The organism is Vibrio sp. B1FLJ16 (assembly GCF_905175385.1).
GTDB lineage: Bacteria > Pseudomonadota > Gammaproteobacteria > Enterobacterales > Vibrionaceae > Vibrio.
Map to the genome: position 1 here is coordinate 1,145,459 of NZ_HG992750.1, position 22,184 is coordinate 1,167,642.

The 22,184-nt window shown below is 43.2% G+C and carries 20 protein-coding genes and 1 tRNA gene; 10 read left to right on the forward strand and 11 right to left on the reverse strand.

The annotated features are described in order from the left end of the window. Positions 1-43 precede the first annotated feature (43 nt). The gene (gene helD, locus KHN79_RS19080; RefSeq protein ID WP_182009124.1) at positions 44-2,113 is read right to left on the reverse strand and encodes a DNA helicase IV; all 2,070 of its coding nucleotides are present in this window, start codon (positions 2,111-2,113) and stop codon (positions 44-46) included. Between the two features lie 381 nt (positions 2,114-2,494). Between helD and yccS the strand changes: the two genes are divergently transcribed. Beyond that, complete coding sequence (gene yccS, locus KHN79_RS19085) at positions 2,495-4,648, forward strand: YccS family putative transporter (protein WP_182009123.1); 2,154 nt, start codon at positions 2,495-2,497, stop codon at positions 4,646-4,648. A 364-nt stretch (positions 4,649-5,012) separates the two neighbouring features. Further along, complete coding sequence (locus tag KHN79_RS19090) at positions 5,013-5,195, forward strand: hypothetical protein (protein WP_182009414.1); 183 nt, start codon at positions 5,013-5,015, stop codon at positions 5,193-5,195. Positions 5,196-5,247: 52 nt separating this feature from the next. On the opposite strand, the gene KHN79_RS19095 is transcribed toward KHN79_RS19090, so the two are convergent. After that, on the reverse strand, positions 5,248-5,514 hold the full coding sequence (locus KHN79_RS19095; protein WP_244812686.1) for a hypothetical protein: 267 nt from the start codon (positions 5,512-5,514) through the stop codon (positions 5,248-5,250). A gap of 546 nt (positions 5,515-6,060) precedes the next feature. Between KHN79_RS19095 and KHN79_RS19100 the strand changes: the two genes are divergently transcribed. Next, positions 6,061-6,309, forward strand: a complete 249-nt coding sequence (locus KHN79_RS19100) for a YgjV family protein (RefSeq protein WP_182009122.1) — start codon at positions 6,061-6,063, stop codon at positions 6,307-6,309. Between the two features lie 127 nt (positions 6,310-6,436). Next, entirely contained in the window at positions 6,437-6,823 is a 387-nt protein-coding gene (gene cueR / locus KHN79_RS19105) for a Cu(I)-responsive transcriptional regulator (protein ID WP_182009121.1), read from the forward strand. A gap of 17 nt (positions 6,824-6,840) precedes the next feature. Here the strand turns inward: cueR and KHN79_RS19110 are convergent, their stop codons facing one another. The 6 genes from KHN79_RS19110 to rbsD all read right to left on the reverse strand — a co-directional run bounded on the left by KHN79_RS19110 (position 6,841) and on the right by rbsD (position 12,903). After that, entirely contained in the window at positions 6,841-7,851 is a 1,011-nt protein-coding gene (locus KHN79_RS19110; RefSeq protein ID WP_182009120.1) for a substrate-binding domain-containing protein, read from the reverse strand. A gap of 34 nt (positions 7,852-7,885) precedes the next feature. Beyond that, positions 7,886-8,803 carry a ribokinase gene (rbsK, locus tag KHN79_RS19115; protein ID WP_182009119.1) on the reverse strand — a complete coding sequence of 306 codons (918 nt, stop codon included), beginning with the start codon at positions 8,801-8,803 and terminating at the stop codon, positions 7,886-7,888. 197 nt (positions 8,804-9,000) lie between these two features. After that, on the reverse strand, positions 9,001-9,879 hold the full coding sequence (gene rbsB, locus KHN79_RS19120; RefSeq protein WP_182009118.1) for a ribose ABC transporter substrate-binding protein RbsB: 879 nt from the start codon (positions 9,877-9,879) through the stop codon (positions 9,001-9,003). An 80-nt stretch (positions 9,880-9,959) separates the two neighbouring features. Further along, positions 9,960-10,940 carry a ribose ABC transporter permease gene (gene rbsC, locus KHN79_RS19125; RefSeq protein ID WP_182009117.1) on the reverse strand — a complete coding sequence of 327 codons (981 nt, stop codon included), beginning with the start codon at positions 10,938-10,940 and terminating at the stop codon, positions 9,960-9,962. Then, complete coding sequence (gene rbsA, locus KHN79_RS19130) at positions 10,937-12,442, reverse strand: ribose ABC transporter ATP-binding protein RbsA (RefSeq protein WP_182009116.1); 1,506 nt, start codon at positions 12,440-12,442, stop codon at positions 10,937-10,939. The genes rbsC and rbsA overlap by 4 nt, the downstream gene beginning before the upstream one ends. A 41-nt stretch (positions 12,443-12,483) precedes the next feature. Further along, entirely contained in the window at positions 12,484-12,903 is a 420-nt protein-coding gene (gene rbsD / locus KHN79_RS19135) for a D-ribose pyranase (protein WP_182009115.1), read from the reverse strand. 486 nt (positions 12,904-13,389) lie between these two features. Here rbsD and KHN79_RS19140 point away from each other — a divergent pair, with 486 nt between their 5' ends. Next, positions 13,390-15,750 (forward strand): EAL domain-containing protein, encoded by a 2,361-nt coding sequence (locus tag KHN79_RS19140; protein ID WP_182009114.1) that lies wholly within the window; start codon positions 13,390-13,392, stop codon positions 15,748-15,750. A gap of 51 nt (positions 15,751-15,801) precedes the next feature. Here KHN79_RS19140 and KHN79_RS19145 read toward each other — a convergent pair whose 3' ends face one another. Continuing rightward, positions 15,802-15,978, reverse strand: a complete 177-nt coding sequence (locus KHN79_RS19145; RefSeq protein WP_182009113.1) for a hypothetical protein — start codon at positions 15,976-15,978, stop codon at positions 15,802-15,804. Between the two features lie 249 nt (positions 15,979-16,227). Then, on the reverse strand, positions 16,228-16,623 hold the full coding sequence (locus tag KHN79_RS19150) for an NUDIX domain-containing protein (protein WP_182009112.1): 396 nt from the start codon (positions 16,621-16,623) through the stop codon (positions 16,228-16,230). Between the two features lie 452 nt (positions 16,624-17,075). On the opposite strand from KHN79_RS19150, the gene KHN79_RS19155 reads away from it, so the two are divergent. Beyond that, positions 17,076-17,753 (forward strand): murein L,D-transpeptidase catalytic domain family protein, encoded by a 678-nt coding sequence (locus KHN79_RS19155; RefSeq protein WP_182009111.1) that lies wholly within the window; start codon positions 17,076-17,078, stop codon positions 17,751-17,753. 97 nt (positions 17,754-17,850) lie between these two features. Here the strand turns inward: KHN79_RS19155 and KHN79_RS19160 are convergent, their stop codons facing one another. Then, the gene (locus KHN79_RS19160) at positions 17,851-18,369 is read right to left on the reverse strand and encodes a DUF4136 domain-containing protein (protein ID WP_182009110.1); all 519 of its coding nucleotides are present in this window, start codon (positions 18,367-18,369) and stop codon (positions 17,851-17,853) included. A 312-nt stretch (positions 18,370-18,681) separates the two neighbouring features. Between KHN79_RS19160 and KHN79_RS19165 the strand changes: the two genes are divergently transcribed. From KHN79_RS19165 to KHN79_RS19180, 4 genes are all read left to right on the forward strand, one after another. Next, positions 18,682-18,756: transfer RNA gene (locus tag KHN79_RS19165), tRNA-Gly, on the forward strand. A 377-nt stretch (positions 18,757-19,133) separates the two neighbouring features. Then, entirely contained in the window at positions 19,134-20,150 is a 1,017-nt protein-coding gene (locus tag KHN79_RS19170) for a TRAP transporter substrate-binding protein (protein ID WP_182009109.1), read from the forward strand. Between the two features lie 53 nt (positions 20,151-20,203). Further along, entirely contained in the window at positions 20,204-20,752 is a 549-nt protein-coding gene (locus KHN79_RS19175; RefSeq protein WP_182009108.1) for a TRAP transporter small permease subunit, read from the forward strand. A 151-nt stretch (positions 20,753-20,903) separates the two neighbouring features. Further along, complete coding sequence (locus KHN79_RS19180; RefSeq protein WP_182009402.1) at positions 20,904-22,181, forward strand: TRAP transporter large permease subunit; 1,278 nt, start codon at positions 20,904-20,906, stop codon at positions 22,179-22,181. Positions 22,182-22,184 lie beyond the last annotated feature (3 nt).

Below are 22,184 nucleotides of genomic sequence, written 5' to 3' on the forward strand. Positions count from 1 at the left end.
ACAAAGGCGATACACAGTATCGCCTTTATTTTGTAACCCTTTCCTAGCGGGAGGTGACAATTGGGTAATCCCCTTCCACAAGCTCCTTTATAAATGCAGAACCAGCTCCGGTATGAGTTATCCAGACTTTCTCTTTTGCCCGGGTTATAGCGACATAGAAGAGCCTTCTCTCCTCCGCGTGAGGAAACTTATCGTTAGATTCCGTTAGCGCCCCATCAATATGAACTTGCTTTTTCTTCGTCGGGAACTGTCCTTCATCGACCGAAAGGATAATCACAAAATCCGATTCTCGTCCCTTACTCGCATGACAGGTCATAAAGCGAATATCAAGATTCGGGAATCGTTTTAGCCAGTCATCGTATAAATCTGGTTTATGGTAATGGTTCCGACCAAGTAACAGTACAGACTTAGTTTGCTTCGCTTGCTGGTTTAGCTGATCAAGAATTTTCTCAACCTGGTTACTCGGAGCAGTATGTACACTCTTCTGCTTACGTTGTTTATGGCTGTTCAGTGTTTTTGGCAACTGTGCTGGGTTTTGCTGCACAAAGGCATTCGCCACTTCACCAATCTGGTTATTAAAACGATAAGTCGTATCAAGGTGATGAACCGTAGAGTGCGCAAACCGTTCTTTGAACCCCGTTATCAAATCAACGTCCGCACCAGCAAACTGATAAATAGATTGCCAGTCGTCTCCTACCGCATACAGGGTTGCACCCAACTGTTTATCCGTAGACTCACATAATGCTTCAATCAACGCTAAGCGATCAGGAGAAATATCCTGATATTCATCAACCATGACAAAGCGCCATGGAGAAACAAACTTCCCTTTTTTCACATAATCCGTTGCCCGGCTGATCATCATCGGGAAATCAACCTGATTCGTCTCTTTAAGCATTTTTTGCCAGGCGGTAAAGCATGGCCAGCAAAGGGCGAGTTCACTGTTCAGGCGAGTATATTCCTGGTGATCGACCAGTTTTTCCTGAACCTGCTTTTTAGTTAAACCTGCAGCTGCTAAATGTGACAATTGCGTATCCAACCACGCAATCAGTTTAGGGTTTTCTGAGTGGCTGCCTAATTCATCGTCACCTTTCAGATACGCGATTGGCCACTTATCAAGGTGCTTTTGCCAGCGCTTAAAATTGGTTGGTGTCATCCAGTGCTTTTTAAGCCAGTCGATACACCAGGCAATACGTTGATTGTCTTCCAGCGCTAACGGGCTGATTTCAACAGGCTGTGATTCAACTTGATTTAAAATGTACAAACCCAATTGGTGAAAGGTATTGACTCTGGCACCTTCTGCCGCCATCCCCACTTTATCCACCAAGCGTTCTTTCATTTCTTTTGCAGCATCCCGCCCGAAAGCGAGCATAAGCAGATCTTCAGCCTGAGCCTGATGGCTTTGCAGCAAATAAGCAACCCGAGCGGTAAGCACACTGGTTTTACCCGATCCTGCTCCGGCAAGAACCAAGTTATGATCGTCGTTAAGTAACACCGCATATTGCTGGGACAAATTCAATGGTGAAGATTCGATACGATTAAACAGAACCTCCCAGTTAGGGCGCTCGCACTCCAGCCAGTCGAGATTTCTCTCTGCCAAAGTGTAAGAGGTATTAGTAAGCCAGGGTTCGAGCTCAGACATACGATTCGGCATGCGTAGTTGAGCTTCTTCGAGGCTGGTCTTCATTTCCTCAAGATCATGGTTTAATCGTTCAACCCATAACTGAACCTGAGAATGTGAAAGATATGCAGGAAGATGTTTAAGCTTATAGAGTTCCTCTTCCCACTCAGGAAGATATTCAGCCAGTTTTCTGCACTGATTGTTGTGCCAATGTTGATATTGATGAACGGCATCTAAGGCAAACTTTCTGCATTGAGGCCAAGGTAACCCCTGCACCAACCAGCTCTGCTGCTTACCGCCTTGCTCATGAGAAAAGAACTGTAATGAGCTCCACAACAGCCCTCGTTTGACGTTCACTTTACCGTTCCATACCGTAAACGGAATGTGCTCTTCGCTGCCGATAGAACTTAATAAAACACTATTTTCTTTTATTTCGACATGATAATACTCATTTTGAATAAAAAACTGTGCTTTGCTAGTGGCAGTAAGCTGCATGAAAAGTGCGCCTTTTTGATGATCGGTTGTCGGTTTATATCATTTTAAAGCATTAAATTGTAGCGGTGTGCACCACCGAAATAAGCATCCACTTTACATTCTTAAATAAATTTCACATTACTGCTGCTTTTGTGAGCACCTCTCTGCCCATCAATCAAATCCATATAGAGCTCTGAATAAAAACAGCAAGCAAATAAACGTAGTAGAGGGGCTGTTCTGCTCATTTCCCGACCAAGCAGTATTATTTCTTAAATTAAATCATAAAAGCGCTATAGTGAAGTTGGTATCATAACAACATTCTTTAAGATACTGAGCTAAAGATATTTGGGTATCACTACCCGTTTTATCAACTGCCCGTTTATAGGAAAGCAAAGGCGCATCGTGCAAACAGCTTCTAAATTTCGCCTCTACTGGGCAAACCAAACCGTTAATTACTGTATTCTTATCCTCATCACCTTGTTGGGTGTTGTCATACCAGCATGGTACTTTGGTCAAAACACTTTGATTACGCCGCTCATTCTGGGGATCATTGCAGCTGCGCTTGCTGAAAGTGATGATAGTTTTACCGGGCGAATCCTCGCTTTAATCCTGACATTTATCTGTTTTGCTATCGCGGCGTTCTCAATTGAACTCCTGTTCAATACTCCCTGGTTGTTTGCTATAGGTCTGTTCACATCAACGTTTGGTTTCATCATGCTTGGGGCAATTGGCCCTAAGTACGCCAGTATAGCTTTTGGTTCACTACTCATTGCTATCTACACCATGCTGGGCGCCCATGAGAGTCCCAATCTTTGGTTTCAGCCTCTGCTACTTTTGACGGGTGCGGCATGGTATTACTTCATGTCAATGATATGGCAGATTTTCTGGCCGCTGCAGCCGGTTCAGCAAAACTTAGCCAATGTGTTTTTCCAGATGGCGAACTATCTCGATGCTAAAGCCAAACTTTTCCATCCTGTTATTAACCTTGAGCCACAACCAATGCGTATTGAGGCTGCGCGTCTCAATGCTCTCACTGTTACTGCGTTAAATGCCTGTAAGGCCACTTTGTTAAACCGCTCGAAACGCGGACATATCGTTGGTCCGAGTGACCGCTTTTTAAAGATCTACTTTATCGCTCAGGACATTCATGAAAGAGTAAGCTCGAGCCACTACCGGTACCAGGATCTGGCAACCGAGTTCGAACGCTCTGACGTTCTGTTTCGGTTTAAGTACTTACTAGAATCGCAAGCAAGGGCGTGCCGCGATATCGGTCAGGCTATCCAGTTAGGTAACGAATATTCTCATAGCAATGAATCTATCCTGGCTTTAGCTGAGGTGCAGAACTCCCTTGCATATCTCGAAGAGCAAAAGCAAGGCCACTGGAAACGTTTGTTGGGTCAGTTAACTTACCTGCTCAACAACCTGGCGACGGTTGAGAAACAACTTAACAATATAAACAACCCTGATGCTGAAGGTCTGGAAGAAGATGTCCTCGATGACACTAATCCACACACATTAACCGCTATGTGGCAAAGAATTTCGGCAAATCTGCACAAAGACTCAATGTTGTTCCGCCACGCCTTACGCATGTCGATTGCATTAACTATCGGCTATGGAATTATTCAGGCATTTGATTTTGATCGCGGTTACTGGATCCTTTTAACCACGCTGTTTGTCTGTCAGCCAAACTACAGTGCAACTCGTCAGAAACTCACTGCCAGGGTGATTGGTACATTGGCGGGATTGCTAATTGGCGTCCTGTTACTTACCGTCTTCCCTTCACAGGAAAGCCAGTTGGTTTTTGTTGTTATCTCCGGCGTGATGTTCTTTGCATTCAGGATGAACAATTATGGCTATGCAACCGGCTTTATTACATTGCTCGTACTGTTCCTGTTTAATCAGTTGGGTGAAGGCTACGCCGTTGTCCTGCCCCGACTTGCAGATACGTTAATTGGCTGTGCACTAGCAGTAGCTGCAGTAATGTTCATTCTTCCTGATTGGCAGTCACGACGACTTCATAAGGTGATGTCAGATGCGATTGATTCAAATAAACAGTATCTCGGTCAGATTATTGGTCAGTACCGTGTGGGTAAAAAAGACAGTTTAAGCTATCGAGTTGCTCGCCGTCAGGCACATGACAGCGACGCCACCCTTTCATCAGCCATCAGTACCATGCTGGCTGAGCCAGGAAAATACAGAGCAGCGGTAGATGAGAGCTTTCGTTTTCTGACCCTTAACCACGCGATGCTCAACTATATTTCTGCACTTGGTGCACACCGAACCCGGATAGACGATAAATCAATTCACAAACTGGTGCTGGATGCGCACCGTTGTATCCATCAACATTTAGAAGTACTCCACCAGCAGCTTCATCAACACTGTGAAGAGTGCGATCTGTCAGCTATCGAAGATGCGGGTCTGGAACAGCGTCTGAATGAGTGGCGAGATGAAGACGATAGCTCAGCGCGAATGGTATTACAGCAACTTCACCTTATTTACCGTATGTTGCCGGAGTTACATTCACTCGCCAGCAAGTTTGCAGTCAGAGTGAACTAACCTGAGAGCAGAATAAGAAAGTGTGCAAACTTCTGAACAATACTCATTTGATTGCAAATGTAGCGTTACGACCGTTTTTTGATGATTTACTAGCCAGGGCCAAACGATATTCTTTGGCCTATTATGCTGACTTCAAAAAGTTTGCAGTCCAAAAGAGTGGGGGTAAGTGGAATTATTTGCCCAAAAATCGGATGTAAGAGCCTTCCTACACAAAAAGTAATTACACTTACATTTTGACCTCTCACTTAACACACCCTGACAATATTCGGACAAAAATAAAGCGTTCAAACTCTAATCTATACCAAGCAAAGTAAGTTTGTTGTATGGCCACGAAGGCCGAAAGATGGGTATCAGGGAGAGACCTATGTACAACGAGGATTTAGAGATGACGACACAGCAATTTAATGAACTTAAGCGTAAGCTAACCGATCTGACAGACAGCCAATTAAAGTCTCTTCAGGGCGAAATCAGCCTGACGTTAAACCAGAAGCGAGAGACACTTCTTTCTACTGAAGAACGTGAGATGCTGTCACAACTATTTTCGTAAACAAGCTGGCGATTTTCACTTTTTCAATGCCAGCTTTTCGCACCTTCTATAACTACCATGCGAACGTAGTACTTCCCGCCGCAACCAACAAGGGCAACAAGCCAAACACAGCACTGTAGTAACTTGAGTTCTTGGACAGTTTGATCAGTATTGGTGACAAGTAGAATGTCACGATAAGGTATGGCACAACATAGACAGGTTGCAGAAAACATGCGAACAAAACGTGTGATAGAACATGCAGCTCTGCACTCCAAAAGCTGGGCTTGGTTCTGCGGATCAAAGCAAGAGAGAGTATAAGGCTAGCAACAAGATTAATCATAGCAATTCAATTGAAAATAATTATCATTTAAAATAGTAAATGACCATCAATGATTATTCAAATATGTTTTAACTATTGGTCCCATAGTCAAAACTAACCACCCAAATATCCGAATCAGATGTCTAGGCGAAAAGTATCCCACTTCTCATGATGGGTTAAGGCAATGTTGTATGACATGCGCATCAGAGGAGCATGTTTTAAATGCTGAAAAACCTCATAACCACTCATTCCAGCATCGAAGCATCGAGCGAAATAAGCAATGCTTCAGCTCTTCTAACCGTTAGTTTGTGACTCAAAGAATGGACCGACTATTTAATTTAATGGTTTTTTCATTTCGAAGTGAGTTGATAAAGTAATATTTTTCTTACTAAACGTTTGCGTAATCGCTAACCTTCACTCCCCCCAAAATTAGGGCTTTCATCACGTTTTGTACATTGCTATAGTACGCCCACTTAATGACCATTCGAGGCACGGAGCTTCCTCATTAATCTCAAGAAGAGAAGAATTGGTACCGACAAATTCGGCAGATTTATAGAGGGTCAAAAAATGGAAATGAATATGGTTGAGATTCTAGGCTACGCAGCTTCAATCATGGTTGCTATCTCACTAACTATGAAAGATATCGTTAAACTTCGCGTTCTTAACTTTATCGGTTGTGGTCTGTTCACTGCTTACGGTCTTATGATTGATTCATGGCCGGTTGTACTAACTAACGGCTTCATTGCATGTGTTAACGTATATTTCCTAGCAAAAATGCAGCAGGAAAAGAAAGCACTAGAACCTGAAAAAGCATAATAGAAACATCGTTTTCTAAAAGCCCGCTAACATAATTAGCGGGCTTTTTTGCGTTTTATGGTTCTGCATATAGAAGTCATTTGGGTATATAATCGCAGAGAACGTCATCTTGAATGCAGGGGTAATTATGAATATTGGAGTTGTTTCGAAGCTGACAGGCCTATCTTCAAAGTCTATCCGACTATACGAAGACAAAGGGATCATATCGCCACCAGCGCGTAGTGACTCAGGCTACAGAGAATATTCTGAAAACCATATTCAAGAACTCAACCTGGTGTCGCGTGCTAAAAACGCAGGTTTTTCTTTGCAAGAGTGCAAAGAGTTTGTTCAGCTTGCACAAAACCCCAACCGAAAAAGCAGCGATGTGAAAGCTCGAACAATGGATAAACTGAAGGAAGTAGAAGAAAAAATCGCTCACCTGTTCGAGATTAAACAACAGTTGGAAAGTTGGGTATCTTCCTGCCCGGGAGATGCGAAGAGTCGCTGCCCGATCATAGACGAACTTACCAAATAGTTTTTGTAATCATTAGTTTATTCACTTAAGACCTTGACACTCTTTCGTTCAATTAACGTAGGTTCTAGCTGTACTACTCCAGCCTCATCTGATTTCTCGTCCAATCTTCGAACTAAGGTCTCTACTGCGGCCTGACCTAATCTGTATTTAGGTTGGTGAATGGTGGTCAGAGAAGGAGACATATACTTAGCGATGTGAATGTCATCGTAGCCAATAATAGAAATGTCGTCTGGTACCTTAACATCAAGCTCGTTTGCAGCATTAATAACGCCCATTGCCATCATGTCGTTAGACACAAAAATTGAGCTGGGTAACACTCCCCTTTCGTGCATATTCATAAAGGCCTGATAGCCACCTTCACATTCAAAATCAGACTCGATAATCCAGTTGGAATTAAATTCCAAGCCCGCTTCGTTCATCGCGCGCTTGTAGCCTTCATAACGCATCTGGGCCTGATGCTTAATCAGAGGGCCGGTAATACAACCAATCTCCTTGTGACCGCAATCTATAAGATGCTTGGTTGCTAAATAACCGCCCAGAAGAGAGTTATCCTGAATCTTATCGCTGGTAAACAGCATTGGTCCCCAGTCCATCACAACGACAGGAATATCAGGGTAGCGCTCGAACACATCAATACGCTCACCTCCCACTGAATCGCACATCAGTATTAACCCATCAACCCGCTTTTGCAGTAGCGTATTAATGGAATGACGCATACGTTCATTATCACCCTCAGTGTTACATAAAATGAGGCTGTAACCTTTGTGGTAACAACTGCGTTCTACACCTTTAACCACCTCACCAAAGAATGGGTTAGTCGACGTTGTCACTAACATGCCAATTGTTTTGGTTCGGTTGATTTTAAGGCTGCGGGCAAGTGCGGACGGCGCGTAATAATTGAGTTCTTTTGCTGCGTTGTTAACACGTTCAGAAATTTCCTCGCTGACAAAGCGAGTTTTGTTAATAACATGGCTCACTGTTGAAGTGGAAACCCCTGCCAGTTTTGCGATGTCTTTCATCGTTGCCATGTTACTAATTCCTTTTTATTAGGGTCTGTTGACCCTAGCTTTCAGCCAAAAAAGCATCCACCTCATCACGAGTTGGAATAGAAGTCTGAGCACCGAAGCGAGTAACTGAAATCGCGGCCGCCGCGTGCGCAAACTTAATTGCTGATTCTAAAGACAAACCTTCCAATAAACCAGTGACGAATGCCCCATTAAATGTATCACCCGCAGCGGTGGTGTCTGTCGCCTCTACACGGAAACCTGAAATGATTTCACCGTGACCATTTTGGCTCAGCCAAACACCTTTAGCACCCAGTGTGATCATAACGATTTCGATGCCCTTCGCATGTAGAACATTCGCTGCTTCTTGCGCGCTATCGTTATCCGTTACCGTAACACCCGTTAGCACTTCTGCTTCGGTTTCATTTGGTGTAATAACGTCAATACAAGCTAGCAATTGATCTGACAACTCTCTGGCTGGAGCCGGGTTTAGAATCACATTTGTTTTTGCATCTTTAGCAATAAGGGCCGCTTTTTCAATACCACATAGCGGTGTTTCTAGTTGCATCAGCAGATACTCAGCCTGACGGATGCGCTCCAGATCAGGCTCAATGGCCTCTGCTGTAAGCTTAGCGTTAGCTTCTGCCGAAATGCAGATGCTGTTTTCACCACTGTCTGATACCTGGATCATCGCGATACCTGTCGGGCAGTTTGGCTGCATCTTAACTGCGCTGATATCAATGCCATCTACTTTAAAATTCTCACGAATATTAATACCGAATGCGTCATCGCCGACACAAGCAATAAAACCGATATCAGCCTTCAGGCGCGCCGCAGCAACGGCTTGGTTCGCACCTTTTCCGCCAGGAATAACTTGGTAGTTGCGGCCATGAAGCGTCTCGCCAGGGCGAGGAAAAGAAGGCACTTGAAGAACATGGTCAGCGTTTACACTACCTAACACTACTAACTTATTCATACGGTTATCCTCGGTTCTGAATGAACCCTTTTTGAAAAACAGTTTGTTGAAAAACGATAGATGACTTTAACTTCTCTTTTCGGACGAATGAGCCGCATTAAAAAGTCATAGGCATCTATTCTTGCTCTCTCCTCCTGACAACAGATAAAAACGGAGGAGAGAGCGAAGAAATCAGGGCAATTTATCCAGTATCAGGCTTATTTGGTTACCACTTTTAAAGGAACCGGGATGTAAGCTTCTACTTGTTCGCCTTTTAAGACTTTGTCTGCCGTCTCCACACCAAGAGCACCAATCAGATCGGGTTGCTGAGCAATAGTCGCCGCTAACTTACCGCGGTTAACTGCTGCGATACCATCATCAGTACCATCAAAACCTACGATTACGATGTCTTTACCTGATGCCTGAACTGCGCGCAGAGCCCCTAGGGCCATTTCATCGTTTTGCGCAAATACCGCTTGTACATCTGGGTTAGCTGCCAGTAGGTTTTCCATAACGTTCAGACCCTTAGTACGGTCGAAGTCCGCTGGTTGGCTTGCAAGAAGTTCCATGCTGCTACTCTTAACAGAAGTCATGAAGCCCTCACCACGCTCACGCGCTGCAGACGTACCTGCAATACCTTCTAGCTGAATCACTTTCGCTTTCTCGCCAACTCTCTCCATGATGTAATGACCTGCCATCTCGCCACCCACTACGTTATCTGAAGCAATATGACTAACCACGTCACCACGGCTTGCACCACGGTCTAGTGTAAGTACAGGGATCTTAGAACGGTTCGCCATACGAATCGCGTTAGATACTGCATCTGAATCCGTTGGATTAATCAAAATTGCTTTAACGCCACGAATGCTCAAATCTTCGATGTTCGACAGTTCTTTACTCGGATCGTTTTGCGAGTCCAGTACAATCAGGTTGTAACCAAGTTCTTTCGCTTTCGCTTCAGCGCCGTCTTTCATCGTTACGAAGAACGGGTTGTTCAGGGTTGAAACCACAATCGCCATCGTATCCTGAGCTTGTGCAGCTACTGATACCGTTGAAGAAAGAAGTGCAGCAGAGATAAGAGTTGCGAGTTTTTTCATCGTTCTAGTCCTTTGTGTAGGGGGAGCCAGTACACGTCTACCAGCTCGGTTTTATTCACATTGTTTTAGATTGTTATGAATTACTTGTTTTTGTTGTCTACCAGTACCGCTAGCAAGATAACCACTGCTTTCGCAATCATTTGGTAGTAAGAGGAAACGTCTAGTAAGTTCAGCGCGTTGTTCAGGAAGCCGATGATAAGCGCACCGATTAACGTACCCATGATTCGGCCTTTACCACCCATCAGGCTGGTGCCACCCAGAACAACTGCTGCAATTGCATCAAGCTCGTAACCCATACCTGCTGTTGGCTGTGCAGAAGAAAGACGAGATGTTACGATGATGCCGGCAAGCGCCGCTAACATACCGCAGATGGCGTACACACCAATCTTCACGCGGTCAACATTGATACCGGATAAGCGAGTCGCTGATTCATTGCCGCCAAGTGCGTAAACGTAGCGACCAAAGCGAGTGTGGTTTAGTAAGTACCACGCTGCGGCAAACACGATCACCATCAGCCAGACAGGAACCGGAATACCAAGCGCATAACCTGTACCAAACCATGCAAACGCATCTGCAGTATCAGTGAAGCCAGTTGAGATTGGACGACCATCGGTATATACCATGGTTACACCACGTAATAACGTCATAGTAACCAGTGTGGCGATAAAGGCCTGAACTTTACCCTTAGCGATAATGATGCCGCTAATCGCACCCAACGCGGCACCAGCAAGAAGTGCGGTTGGTACGGCAACCAAGACAGGAACTTCCATCGCAATCAGGCTTGCAGCAAATGCACCACAGAGTGCAAGCACAGAACCCACACTTAGATCGATACCCGCGGTCAGGATAACCAGTGTCATACCCACTGCGATGATCGCATTTACTGAAGTTTGACGCAGAATATTAAGAATGTTGTCTACCGTAAAAAAGTTCGGATTTAAAAACGACACAACAACAATCAGAAAAATAAGTGCAATCAGTGATTTTTGTTCAATCAACCACTCTTTATTGAACAGCTTTTTGCTGGTTTCAGCTGGTTTGTTCATGGTGTTAGTACTCATGCTGCTTCCTCATTGATCTTTTTGCCTACGGCACAGGCGAGTAATTTTTCTTGATCGGCGTCTTTCGCATCAAATTCGCCAGTAATACGACCTTCATGCATAACAAGAATACGGTCACTCATACCGAGCACTTCCGGCATCTCAGAAGAAACTAAGATGATGCTCATGCCGTCGGCTTTGAATTTGTTGATTAGCTGGTAAATTTCTTTCTTGGCACCAACATCCACACCGCGCGTTGGTTCATCCAGAATCAGAACTTTCGGTTTGGTCATCAGCCCTTTAGCAATAGCCACCTTCTGTTGGTTACCGCCAGAAAGGTTGCCGATAATCTGGTCACGTGTTGGCGTTTTTATGTTGAAGAGCTTGATAAAGTCTTCCACTGCCAGCACCTCTTCACCATGTTGGATTTGGACACCCTTGGTCAGCTTGTCCAACGAACATAGAGACATGTTCTCTTTGACTGACAAGCCAAGCACCAAACCATCACCTTTACGGTCTTCGGAAATGTAGGCAATACCATTTGCTAAACCATCTTGAGGGCTAACGGGATTGATGGTTTTGTTGTCCAAGTTGATAACACCACGCTCACTAGGTAAAGCGCCGTAAATCACCTTCATCAGCTCTGTACGACCTGCGCCCATCAAACCCGAAATACCGAGGATCTCACCACGTTTAAGTGAGAAGCTGACATCGTGAACACCGGAACCGGTTAAACCAACGACTTCAAGACAGGTTTCTCCATGTTTCACATCAATGCGCGGGTACTGCTCTTCAAGCTTACGGCCAACCATCATTTCGATAAGACCATCTTCATTGGTATCCACCACCTGACATTCGCCAATAAATTTGCCATCACGAAGTACGGTAATGTCGTCACAGATTTCAAAGATTTCTTTTAAACGGTGCGAGATATAAACGATGCCGCAACCTTCAGCACGAAGCTCATTGATCACTTTAAATAGAGACTCGGTTTCCGTATCAGTCAGTGCATCCGTAGGTTCGTCCATGATGATAACTTTGGATTCAAAAGAGAGCGCTTTTGCAATTTCGACCATTTGTTGCTCACCAAGACTTAGATCACCAAGCAGTGTCTTGGAACTGTGCTTTACGTTTAGACGCTGAAGTAGCTTATCGGCTTCCTGATACATTTTGCTCCACTGAATACGCCCCATCGTGCCGGTGAATTCACGTCCAATGAAGATATTCTCAGCAATCGTCAGCTCAGGAATCAAATTCAGTTCCTGATGGATAATACTGATTCCTGCTTCCTGGGAGTCTCGTGGACCTTTAAATGCCGCAGGTTGACTCTGATACTTAATGCTCCCGGAGTCCATTTGATAGATACCGGTCAGCACTTTCATCAATGTTGATTTGCCTGCCCCATTTTCACCCATGAGCGCCATCACTCGCCCTGGGTAAACGTTCAGGCTCGCTTTATCTAACGCCTTAACGCCCGGAAACGCTTTTTCAATATCGCTCAGTTGTAGAATGGCTTGAGTCATAATCTTTCCTCAAATTCTCTGGCTTAAAAAGCCATGCCAGCTTAAAAAACTACGCCAGCTTGGAAGATAACGTTCGCATATGGCGTACATTCACCAGTACGAATCACGGCTCGGCTTTGTTCTGTGCGAGCTTTAAACGCTTCGTGCGAAACATAGTTAACTTCGATGTTTCTTTCTGTTCTTTCGCTTTCTTTGTTGAGCTCTTCAATCAGCGCCTTATGAAGCTCAGGGCTAACATCGGTAAACTCTTCTGCAATAATGACGCCTTCGATTTGAGATTCAGAAAGAATCACTCGGACGGTATCAAGAAAACTTGGTACCCCATGAGTCAACGCCAAATCGATTCGTTGTACGTGTTCAGGAATTGGCAGTCCGGCATCACAAATGGTGATTTCGTCGGTATGACCTAAGGTAGCCACCAAGTAAGAAATATCTGAGTTTATAAGGGCAGTTTTTTTCATCTCATAGACCTTTCGGTTACACGTTCATACAACGATAAGTGACTGTATTAAGATATTTTGGTTATTTACAGAAAACTCATCGAAACGTTTCGACGCCATAATAATTCGATGCTGAATTTTGAAAAGAGGTCATTCAGGAAGGTGTGAGAATGATCTGCAAACCAATCATCGAAATACACAAAAATAAAACATAAATCACACATTATTCATCGAAACGTTTCGATGGACATTCTAAACCCGAGCGGGGAAAGTTTGTATGACGTCGCTTTCTCAATTGACGATTCGCGGACAAACTGAGTGACAACGTGATTAATTGGCCAAAAAGCAATCTTCAGATCACAGTTCCAGAATAGCTAGCAGTTTTTTGCGAGCAATACCCATATAAACAACTAATGAAATCAGTTACATTTCATATAGATATTTCATTCGTTCACTACCAAGCAGGTATGAAACGTTTGTAGGGAAACAAACGGAATTAAAAAAATAATGAAATTGAGCAGTAGAGTCATTTTGCTTGTCACGCCAGTTATCTTGCTAAGCGCATTGGTATCGAGTTACATCATACATAGTGTGCAAAAACAAACACTCATCAAGCGCGAAGAGAGTTATATTCAACTACAAATGGAGAAACTCGCGGGACAGTTTCGGCATGCAAGTGCTTTTCTTAACGGCCTTAACTACACTCTGCGTAAGAGTGATATTCTTCAAGACTACCTGATTAATCACGATAATCCCTATAGGGAGAGCATATTATTCAACCAACTTGATGAAACCGCTAACGTGTTAAGCCACGGATATAATGGTGCTGTTAATATGGCAATCCTCAATGGCTATCAAACACCACTCTATTTCGCGGAAAGCGAGCCTTTTGACTCTACAGACTCCATTGATCCCAATGTCTTACATTACATCTCAAATAGCTTTGAACAACACGGCAACGGTAGCCACACCGGCTTTATTTATGACTCCAGCGGTCAGAATGTTCTCCTTCAATACGGATTAGTCGATAAACGGACAGGAGAGCAGCCACTGAGCTTCGATCCTAGAAACGCGTTTTTTATTGTAGTGACCGTTTCACTTGATGCATTCAGCGATATCAAACATGAAATTGAGTTCGACACACACAGTGTGATCACTTTTTCTGACCAACCAGTTTCTCTTGATATACCGCTTGCACAAACCATCGAACTACTGCCCCACTTGTTTGCAGTCCTGTCTCCTGCGGAATACTTAATGTGGAACAAAATCGATAAAGTATGGCTAGAGCTGGCCTTGTCATTCGGTATCGCTGCATTTTGTACCATTGCATTAATTGTTTTTGTCCTGTACCGCAATGTATTGCGCCCCGTCGCTCAACTGGATGAACAACTTAAAGAACTTGAATCGAATCAGCGAAGTAATATAGAGAAGCTGGAAACCAATGATGAGATAGGCCGCCTGTCGGCACATTTCTTTGATATGTACGAAGAATTAAACGCCGCTTATCATAAAACCAAACGTTTTGCCGAAACCGATCACCTCACGCAACTCGCTAATCGCCACCGATTCCAGGAACTTGCAACGCGGGAGCTCTCCTCTCCACCTCCATATCTGTGGGTTATCTATGTCGATTTAGATAACTTTAAATACGTTAACGACAAATATGGCCATAAGGTGGGGGACGAATTATTAAAAGTTTTTTCTTCCCACATGAAGAACGCTTGCCAAAAGATTTCCCAGCAATATGACGCCCCCTGTTTTGGTGCGCGCCTATCCGGTGATGAGTTCGCTATTCTGCTAAGCTCTGACCATTATTTGCCTGACACCCCAGATTTGCTTGCAACAGAGTTACTGAAACCTATCAGTAGCCTAAGCCATTCCAGGTCTAATAATTTACCCGTTACCGCCAGTGTTGGCATTGCCTGCTACCCAGAGGATGGAACAGATATAGCGAAACTCCTCTCCAGCGCTGACGCTGCTATGTATCAGGCAAAAAACGCAGGGAAAAACCAATACGCGTACTACTCTGCCGAGCTAAACATAGAAACTAATAGACGAAGCCAAATAGAACAAGCACTCCGGAGAGCGGATGTAGAGCAAGAGTTCCATCTGGTTTTTCAGCCTTATATGAACTGCTCAGATTATTCAGTTGAAGGGTTAGAAGTACTATTACGCTGGGAAGCGAAAGGATTAGGATCAGTACCTCCTTCTGAGTTTATCCCCATTGCTGAGCAATCAGGTTTATTTGACAAAATAGACCGCTGGGTGTTTTCCAACGCAATCGCCAGATACCATGAGCTGAGAGGTATCTTTGACAAAGACATTATTCTGTCGATTAACTTATCATCAGCTGAGTTAAACTCCGTCAAGATGGCCGAGTACATTCACACGCATTGCAAAAATAACAATGTCGAATCGAAGTTCATCGAGTTTGAGATAACCGAAACTTTTACATCAGATCACCGCGGAACAGCCCTTATTGATATGCTTTCTAGATTAGGTTATCGACTCGCACTCGATGACTTTGGTTCAGGTTATACTTCTCTGACTCAACTCGTTCAGTATCCTGTTCAAAAGATAAAACTTGACCGGGAGTTCTTAATGACATTGATGAATACCGATAATAGGCATGTCATTAAACCAATTATTGAGCTTTGCCACGCTCAGAATAAAACGGTAACCGCGGAAGGCATAGAAACAGAGACAGTGCATCAATGGCTGTCTGGAAACCGTTGTGACTACGTACAAGGTTACCTGTTCGGTAAACCAGTAAATATCGGGCAACTCCGTGAGTGGTGGAGGTCTGCTAGCCGTAATCATTCCGAACAATCAAAACTGGCGGAGCTGTCAATTGCAGATAAGCGTTAAGAGTTAACCAAATAGCGTTCCGTAAGTATTCAAGATAAGTGAAATTAGAACTTAACGGTGTTTTTCTTCGGTCATAACCGGCACCCGACTTTTCGCAGGTACAGTCGACATAAAAAAATCACAAGCCAGACGGGTCGCGGTTGTGGGCTGCCCCCAAGCACCACATAAATCTTTACTGCTCGCTTTATCTCTCATGAAATGTCGGCACTGCCCGCATTTCTTATCCATATAATTACCTTTTAAATCAAAGCCTAATTTTTAATATTACTGAAGCCTGCTTAGCCAACACTTAAACTCTCATATAAAAGTGAAACAGAGAATTTAACAATCAGTAAAACTAACACAAGACATTTAATAAAAAGTTGATATTTAACAATATCCAGCCTGAATATAACTGGATACCAAATAGATAACTCTAAAAATACACAAGTTAAAACCTTTGACTTAAGTAATTCTTAAAAACTATTACCTTAATAATTAGGTAATTACATTTTTTAACCTCTGTAATTCTTTTAATGCAACTCGGTCAACTTCAGTCCCAACTGGTGAATCAACCGGGGAATACCAATCTACACACTCTGCTTCATGGCACTCTATTTTTCCTTCCCAGTCAGAAACCACATAATAATGAATTAACTGCAGCTCAGTCGTTGGATGGTAGAGCGAACATAGGTACACAAATGATTGTGGAATGACATTTAACTCTTCTTCAAGTTCACGAAACAGAGCCTGCTGTTGGGTTTCCCCTTGCTCCATATGCCCGCCAGGGATTGCTATTGCTCCCGGATCAGTTGCCTTATCTTTTGCTCTCGTTTCTAGCAGAACTTCCTCGTCTTTCAGTAACATGAAAGACACACATTCAAATACCTTCATTTCAACCTCATCCCTGTTATTGAACTTTGTATGTGACTCCACGTAAGTGCTTAAACTCTATCTTTCACTCATAAATGTTACGACCACGGTCACAAATCTTAATTTCCAAATCATATCTAACCATGAAAAATAAACATATTGAAATGATAAGATTTTTTCTACTTCCTTTATAATGAAACGTTGTTTTTTACCTTTTTAGAGAATTATCTGACGCTATAACTGGTTTTATTAACTACTCAAATACGCTATTATTCACTCTCAAGCTTTTCGGTTATATCGAAAAGCTTTTTATTTTCAAATTGTTAGCAATGATGCTGACATTAGATATTTAACCTCATACATAGATGTTTTGTCTTATGAAATGTAGGGTTAATCATATGGAAGTGCATGTAGTATTACTGAACACAGCATGTTCAGTGAGTTTGTAACACATTAATTTTTAATAATTCAAAATGAAAAAGTCATTATTATTGTTAATATGGACCTTTTTTTCCGTATTCACTTTCGCGTCTGAAACAAGTTCAGATGTTAAAAATCAAGTTGAAGAAGAGAAATACATTCAACTGCAAATATTACACAGTCTTTCTCAAGAACATGTTGTAGAAGCGTATCTTGAAGCCAAATTAGAAGGCGTTATTGATTTTAAGCTTTTTAATGACGCTTACCATGCGTACGAAAAGACAACAAAGCGCAAAAAATCAATTCTTACGATCATTGATTACAGCAAACCGTCCACTGAAAAACGATTTTATGTCGTTGACTTAGATAAGAAAAAACTTATCTATAAGACCTACGTATCTCACGGGGTTAACAGTGGCAAGAAGCAAGCAACAAAGTTCTCGAACGTTGTGAATTCACGTAAAACATCATTAGGTACGTTTTTGACTGACACTACTTATTATGGCTCTAACGGGTATTCTCTGCGCCTAGACGGGCTGAGTTCCGGAATAAACGACAAAGCTCGCGAACGTTACATTGTTGTGCACGGTGCCAAATACGCTAACCCATCTTTCATTGAAAAGAACGGTTACTTAGGGCGCAGTTGGGGTTGTCCTGCTCTTCCTGAAAACCTAACACGCGATATCATTGATACGATCAAAGGCGGCAGCGTCATTTACGCTAGCGCTTAAAAACACAGGCAATACTTAACTTAAAAAGGGAGCTGTCACTTGACGCTCCCTTTCTATTTATGTATCAGAAATACTTGAAAACCCGACAAAGTCGGCACTATTGTTCCCCGTAGGGATAGTTTTCAAACATTTTCGCAATTTCTTCTGCAATTAAATTTTCTCTGCTTTCAGTGTCCATGGATTCCGTTAGCTTACGACTGGACACTCCTTTCCACACCACTTGATTCGCTTTAGCATCCACCAGCTGGACAACCAAATTACCGTATTTTCTCTCTCTGTACCGATCAGGACCAGAACTAATCACACCAAAGCTATTCCATCCGTACCCAAAACTAAGGGTTGAACCAGAAGAAACAAACTCAGAGCTTGTAACAATATCATGGTGAACATAAATATCCCCACCACTTTCTACTTTACTCAGCCCTTGTCCCTCAAGTTGAACAGCAATGCCCTGTTCTATACGTCGTGTATCAATACTCGCAGGTGTATCTCCCAGCTCTCCAAAATCAAACGTCCTATATGATGAAAAATCGGCCTGTTTATCGACATCAGTCGTTACTGTGCCACAAGCTGTTATCAGCAAGGTAATAAAACCGATTATGAATCCTTTCCACATTTACCTTCTCCTCTGTTATACCGACAACAACTGTGATCGCGGCCTTAACGATTACTCGTATAGCTGGAAATAAATAATTGTTGATACTGATAGAGTTTTGACCATGAAAGCCAAGTGTTCAATGTACAGGCACTCTCTTAGGCTAGCATGATGCTTTGAAGTGGTAGTGTGGTCGTAATGAACGCTCTTTATCCCTTGTTAACCGGACTTTTATGACATCTTGATTAATTTTCACCCAACCAACAAACAATTGAAGAGAAAAGACTTTTCTTTTCGATTCAATGTGGCATAGTGACTACGTCCTTTCGATGCGCGGGCATCGTATAATGGCTATTACCTCAGCCTTCCAAGCTGATGATGCGGGTTCGATTCCCGCTGCCCGCTCCAAGTCTCAAATCAATCTCTAAAATAATCCCATCAATACTCTTTTATTGAATTTCGTTTTACTAACATCAAATCCATAAGCTTAACAACATCCAATTTATTCCTGCTTCCTACTACCTCATCTCGCAACAACCTTTACTCCAAAAACTGCGAATTACTTGCCTATTACCAACACATCTATGTAAGAACGGCATCTACTTAAGCTCGTTTTGATGAAAACCTCACCATTCGTGTTATGAAAAAATTAACGATGTTATAAAACGTGATCAGATTCTTAGACTTTAATTTACGTTACCGGTAACTTTCCACATGTTCCCGGTAACATTCGGGCGTAGTAGGAATACAAATAGAGATCCGAAATTAAATTAAAGGACCAATCAATGAACATCTTACAAAAATCCCTTACCTCCGCTATCTCGCTAGCTTTGTTGTCAACTTCAGCGTTCGCTGCTGACTTTAACTTTAAGTTTCAATCCAGTGACCCATCTGGTGACAAGAACTTTCAAGTTCAAAAAGAATGGACGGAACGCGTAGAAAAAATGTCTGGTGGCCGTATTGAAATCGACTTGCTACCAGTTGGTGCTGTGGTTAAACACACAGAGACCTTAGGTGCAATCAAAATGGGCATCATTGACGGTCACATCACAGCAACAGGTTACTTCACAGGTCAAGATCCAGCGTTTGGTCTGATCGGTAACATGGTTGGTGCATGGTCAGATACCCGTCAACTGCTTCAATACATCAACTACGGTGGTGGTTATGAATTGATGACTGAGCTTTATGCCCCTTACGGAGTTAAATACATTGGTGGTTCAACAACAGGTGTTGAATCTTTTGTATCTAAGGTACCGCTAAACGGTGTTGCTGACCTAAAAGGTCTTAAGTTGCGTGCTCCAGAAGGTCTGGTTCAACAAGTGTTTGCTGCGGCAGGTGCAACACCAGTCAACCTACCAGGTTCAGAAGTCTTTACTGGATTGAGCAAAGGCGTTATTGATGCAGCTGACTACACCGTTTTCTCTACCAACCATCAAGCTGGAATGAATGATGTTGCAACCCACCCTGTTCAACCGGGCTTCCACTCACTGCCAACCATCGATATTTCAATGAGTCAGAAAAAATGGGACAAACTACCCGCTGATCTTCAAGAAATCATGACGGTATCTGTTCGTGACTTCGCGGAAGATATTACGACTCAACTGCGCATCGCTGATGAGAAAGCGGTTAAAGAAGCAGAAGCAAACCCGAACATTACGATTCACAACTGGCCTGAAGAAGAGCGTAAAAAATTCCGTCAGATTGCGATGGGTGAATGGGAAAAATACGCTGAGCTCTCTCCTAATGCGAAAAAAGTTTACGATTCTATTACGACTTACCTAAAAGACTCAGGTCTTCTATAAGTTGTTAAATACAGGGAGGTTTACTCCTCCCTATTTCATTTGGAAGTTTACATATGAAAGAATCAGACACAAATATCGTGGCTGAAATGCCTCAGAATTTTCTCGACAAAGCGATAACGAAAATCAGTGAGCTGTTTAGTTTATTATTTGTCGCCACCGTCATCATTTCTTTTTATGAAGTAGCAAGTCGTTATTTATTTAACTCACCAACAATGTGGGTTCATGAAACTGCCTCTTTCATTGGTGGTTCACTTTTTGTCATTGGTGGTGCTTACGCTCTGGCAACCGACAAGCATGTACGCGTTGTATTGCTCTACGATTCTGTCTCGCAAAAAACGAAACGCTACTTAAATATTTTTCACCACTTAGCGGGACTGCTGTTTAGCGGGCTTCTAATTTACGCCGCATGGCAAACCGTTGAGAACTCATGGTTTGCTCCATGGGGAGGATTAAGACTGGAAACTTCTGGTTCAGCATGGAATCCACCGTTTCCAGCCCTTCTTAAAGGCATCATTCTATTTACCGTTTGCTTAATGTTCATTCAATTCATATTGCATTTAGTTAAAGAAGTTAAACAACTAAGGGGCGACGACAATGAGTAATTTATCCTCTACAAAGCCCAACGTGGGGAACTATAAGCCTTGGTTCCTTGTTATCGGCCTTGTCACTTTAGCCGCCGTTTTAGGTTGGGTTGGGTATCAAACCTTTACATCTAACTTGTCTTCGATTGGTATCGAATATGGCAGCTTGTTAATGCTTGCTTTGATGATTGGCCTTTTGTTAACTGGCATGCAATTAGCCTTCGTTACTGGCCTCGTCGCGCTGGTATTTACGTTAGGCTGGTTTGGCGTCGACGCACTACCGCTTATCACAAGTCGTATTTTCAGCTTCGTAAGCGGGTATGTGTTCCTGGCAGTACCAATGTTTGTCCTTATGGCAGCGTTACTCGATCGTTCAGGGATAGCCCGAGACTTGTTCGATGCAATGAAAAGCGTTGGCCGTAAAGTTCGTGGCGGTGTTGCCGTTCAGACATTACTTGTTGCTGTAGTCCTTGCATCCATGTCGGGCGTTATTGGCGGCGAAACCGTGCTACTCGGTATTCTTGCCCTGCCACAGATGTTAAGACTGGGCTATGACCGTAAACTGGCGATCGGTACAACATGTGCTGGCGGAGCACTAGGTACGATGCTGCCACCAAGTATCGTACTCATTATTTATGGTTTGTCAGCATCAGTATCCATTGGCGACTTGTTTAAAGCGTCATTCGTACCAGCATTGATTCTGGCTATGTTCTACATGGCTTACGTATTGATTCGCTGTAAGCTGAATCCAGCCCTTGCTCCACTGCCTTCAGAAGAAGATCTGGCGAAAGATGCACAAGAACACCCAAGTTACTTTAAAGCACTGTTCTTCCCTCTGCTATCGGTTGCTACGGTTTTAGGCAGTATTTACACCGGTGTTGCATCGGTCACTGAAGCCTCTGCTTTGGGTGTGGTTGGTATTGCTATCAGCGCAGCCATCCGTAAAGAGCTCAACTGGACCATGATTAAAGAGTCCTCCATCGCAACCATGCGTACATGCGGCATGATCATGTGGATCGGTATCGGTGCCTCAGCTCTGGTTGGTGTTTACAACCTGATGGGCGGTATCGACTTTGTTGAGGAAACCATACTCGCACTGAGTGGCGGTAATGCAATGTCTACTCTACTTATCATGATGGTCATTCTTTTTGTTTTAGGAATGTTCTTAGATTGGGTCGGTGTAGCACTCCTTACCATGCCTATTTTCGTTCCGATTATTACCGGGCTTGGAATGGATCCAATCTGGTTTGGTGTGGTGTTCTGTCTAAACATGCAAGTAGCATTTTTGTCACCACCGTTTGGCCCGGCAGCATTTTATCTAAAATCCGTTGCACCTAAAGACATAAGCCTTGGTGAAATCTTCACTGCACTACTTCCGTTTATAGCACTTCAAGTGAGTGTTCTGGCTCTTGTGATTGTGTTCCCAGAGCTTGCACTTTGGTGGCGATAAGTT

Excerpts from the sequence above, each read along its gene's own strand:
- rbsD (WP_182009115.1), bottom strand. The coding sequence starts at position 12,903 with ATGAAAAAAACTGCCCTTATAAACTCAGATATTTCTTACTTGGTGGCT.
- rbsA (WP_182009116.1), bottom strand. The coding sequence starts at position 12,442 with ATGACTCAAGCCATTCTACAACTGAGCGATATTGAAAAAGCGTTTCCG.
- KHN79_RS19155 (WP_182009111.1), top strand. The coding sequence starts at position 17,076 with ATGAAAAAGTCATTATTATTGTTAATATGGACCTTTTTTTCCGTATTC.
- rbsK (WP_182009119.1), bottom strand. The coding sequence starts at position 8,803 with ATGAATAAGTTAGTAGTGTTAGGTAGTGTAAACGCTGACCATGTTCTT.
- rbsB (WP_182009118.1), bottom strand. The coding sequence starts at position 9,879 with ATGAAAAAACTCGCAACTCTTATCTCTGCTGCACTTCTTTCTTCAACG.
- KHN79_RS19090 (WP_182009414.1), top strand. The coding sequence starts at position 5,013 with ATGTACAACGAGGATTTAGAGATGACGACACAGCAATTTAATGAACTT.
- KHN79_RS19170 (WP_182009109.1), top strand. The coding sequence starts at position 19,134 with ATGAACATCTTACAAAAATCCCTTACCTCCGCTATCTCGCTAGCTTTG.
- KHN79_RS19150 (WP_182009112.1), bottom strand. The coding sequence starts at position 16,623 with ATGAAGGTATTTGAATGTGTGTCTTTCATGTTACTGAAAGACGAGGAA.
- KHN79_RS19095 (WP_244812686.1), bottom strand. The coding sequence starts at position 5,514 with ATGATTAATCTTGTTGCTAGCCTTATACTCTCTCTTGCTTTGATCCGC.
- KHN79_RS19160 (WP_182009110.1), bottom strand. The coding sequence starts at position 18,369 with ATGTGGAAAGGATTCATAATCGGTTTTATTACCTTGCTGATAACAGCT.
- KHN79_RS19145 (WP_182009113.1), bottom strand. The coding sequence starts at position 15,978 with ATGGATAAGAAATGCGGGCAGTGCCGACATTTCATGAGAGATAAAGCG.
- KHN79_RS19175 (WP_182009108.1), top strand. The coding sequence starts at position 20,204 with ATGAAAGAATCAGACACAAATATCGTGGCTGAAATGCCTCAGAATTTT.
- rbsC (WP_182009117.1), bottom strand. The coding sequence starts at position 10,940 with ATGAGTACTAACACCATGAACAAACCAGCTGAAACCAGCAAAAAGCTG.
- cueR (WP_182009121.1), top strand. The coding sequence starts at position 6,437 with ATGAATATTGGAGTTGTTTCGAAGCTGACAGGCCTATCTTCAAAGTCT.
- KHN79_RS19110 (WP_182009120.1), bottom strand. The coding sequence starts at position 7,851 with ATGGCAACGATGAAAGACATCGCAAAACTGGCAGGGGTTTCCACTTCA.
- KHN79_RS19180 (WP_182009402.1), top strand. The coding sequence starts at position 20,904 with ATGCTTGCTTTGATGATTGGCCTTTTGTTAACTGGCATGCAATTAGCC.
- KHN79_RS19100 (WP_182009122.1), top strand. The coding sequence starts at position 6,061 with ATGGAAATGAATATGGTTGAGATTCTAGGCTACGCAGCTTCAATCATG.
- helD (WP_182009124.1), bottom strand. The coding sequence starts at position 2,113 with ATGCAGCTTACTGCCACTAGCAAAGCACAGTTTTTTATTCAAAATGAG.
- KHN79_RS19140 (WP_182009114.1), top strand. The coding sequence starts at position 13,390 with ATGAAATTGAGCAGTAGAGTCATTTTGCTTGTCACGCCAGTTATCTTG.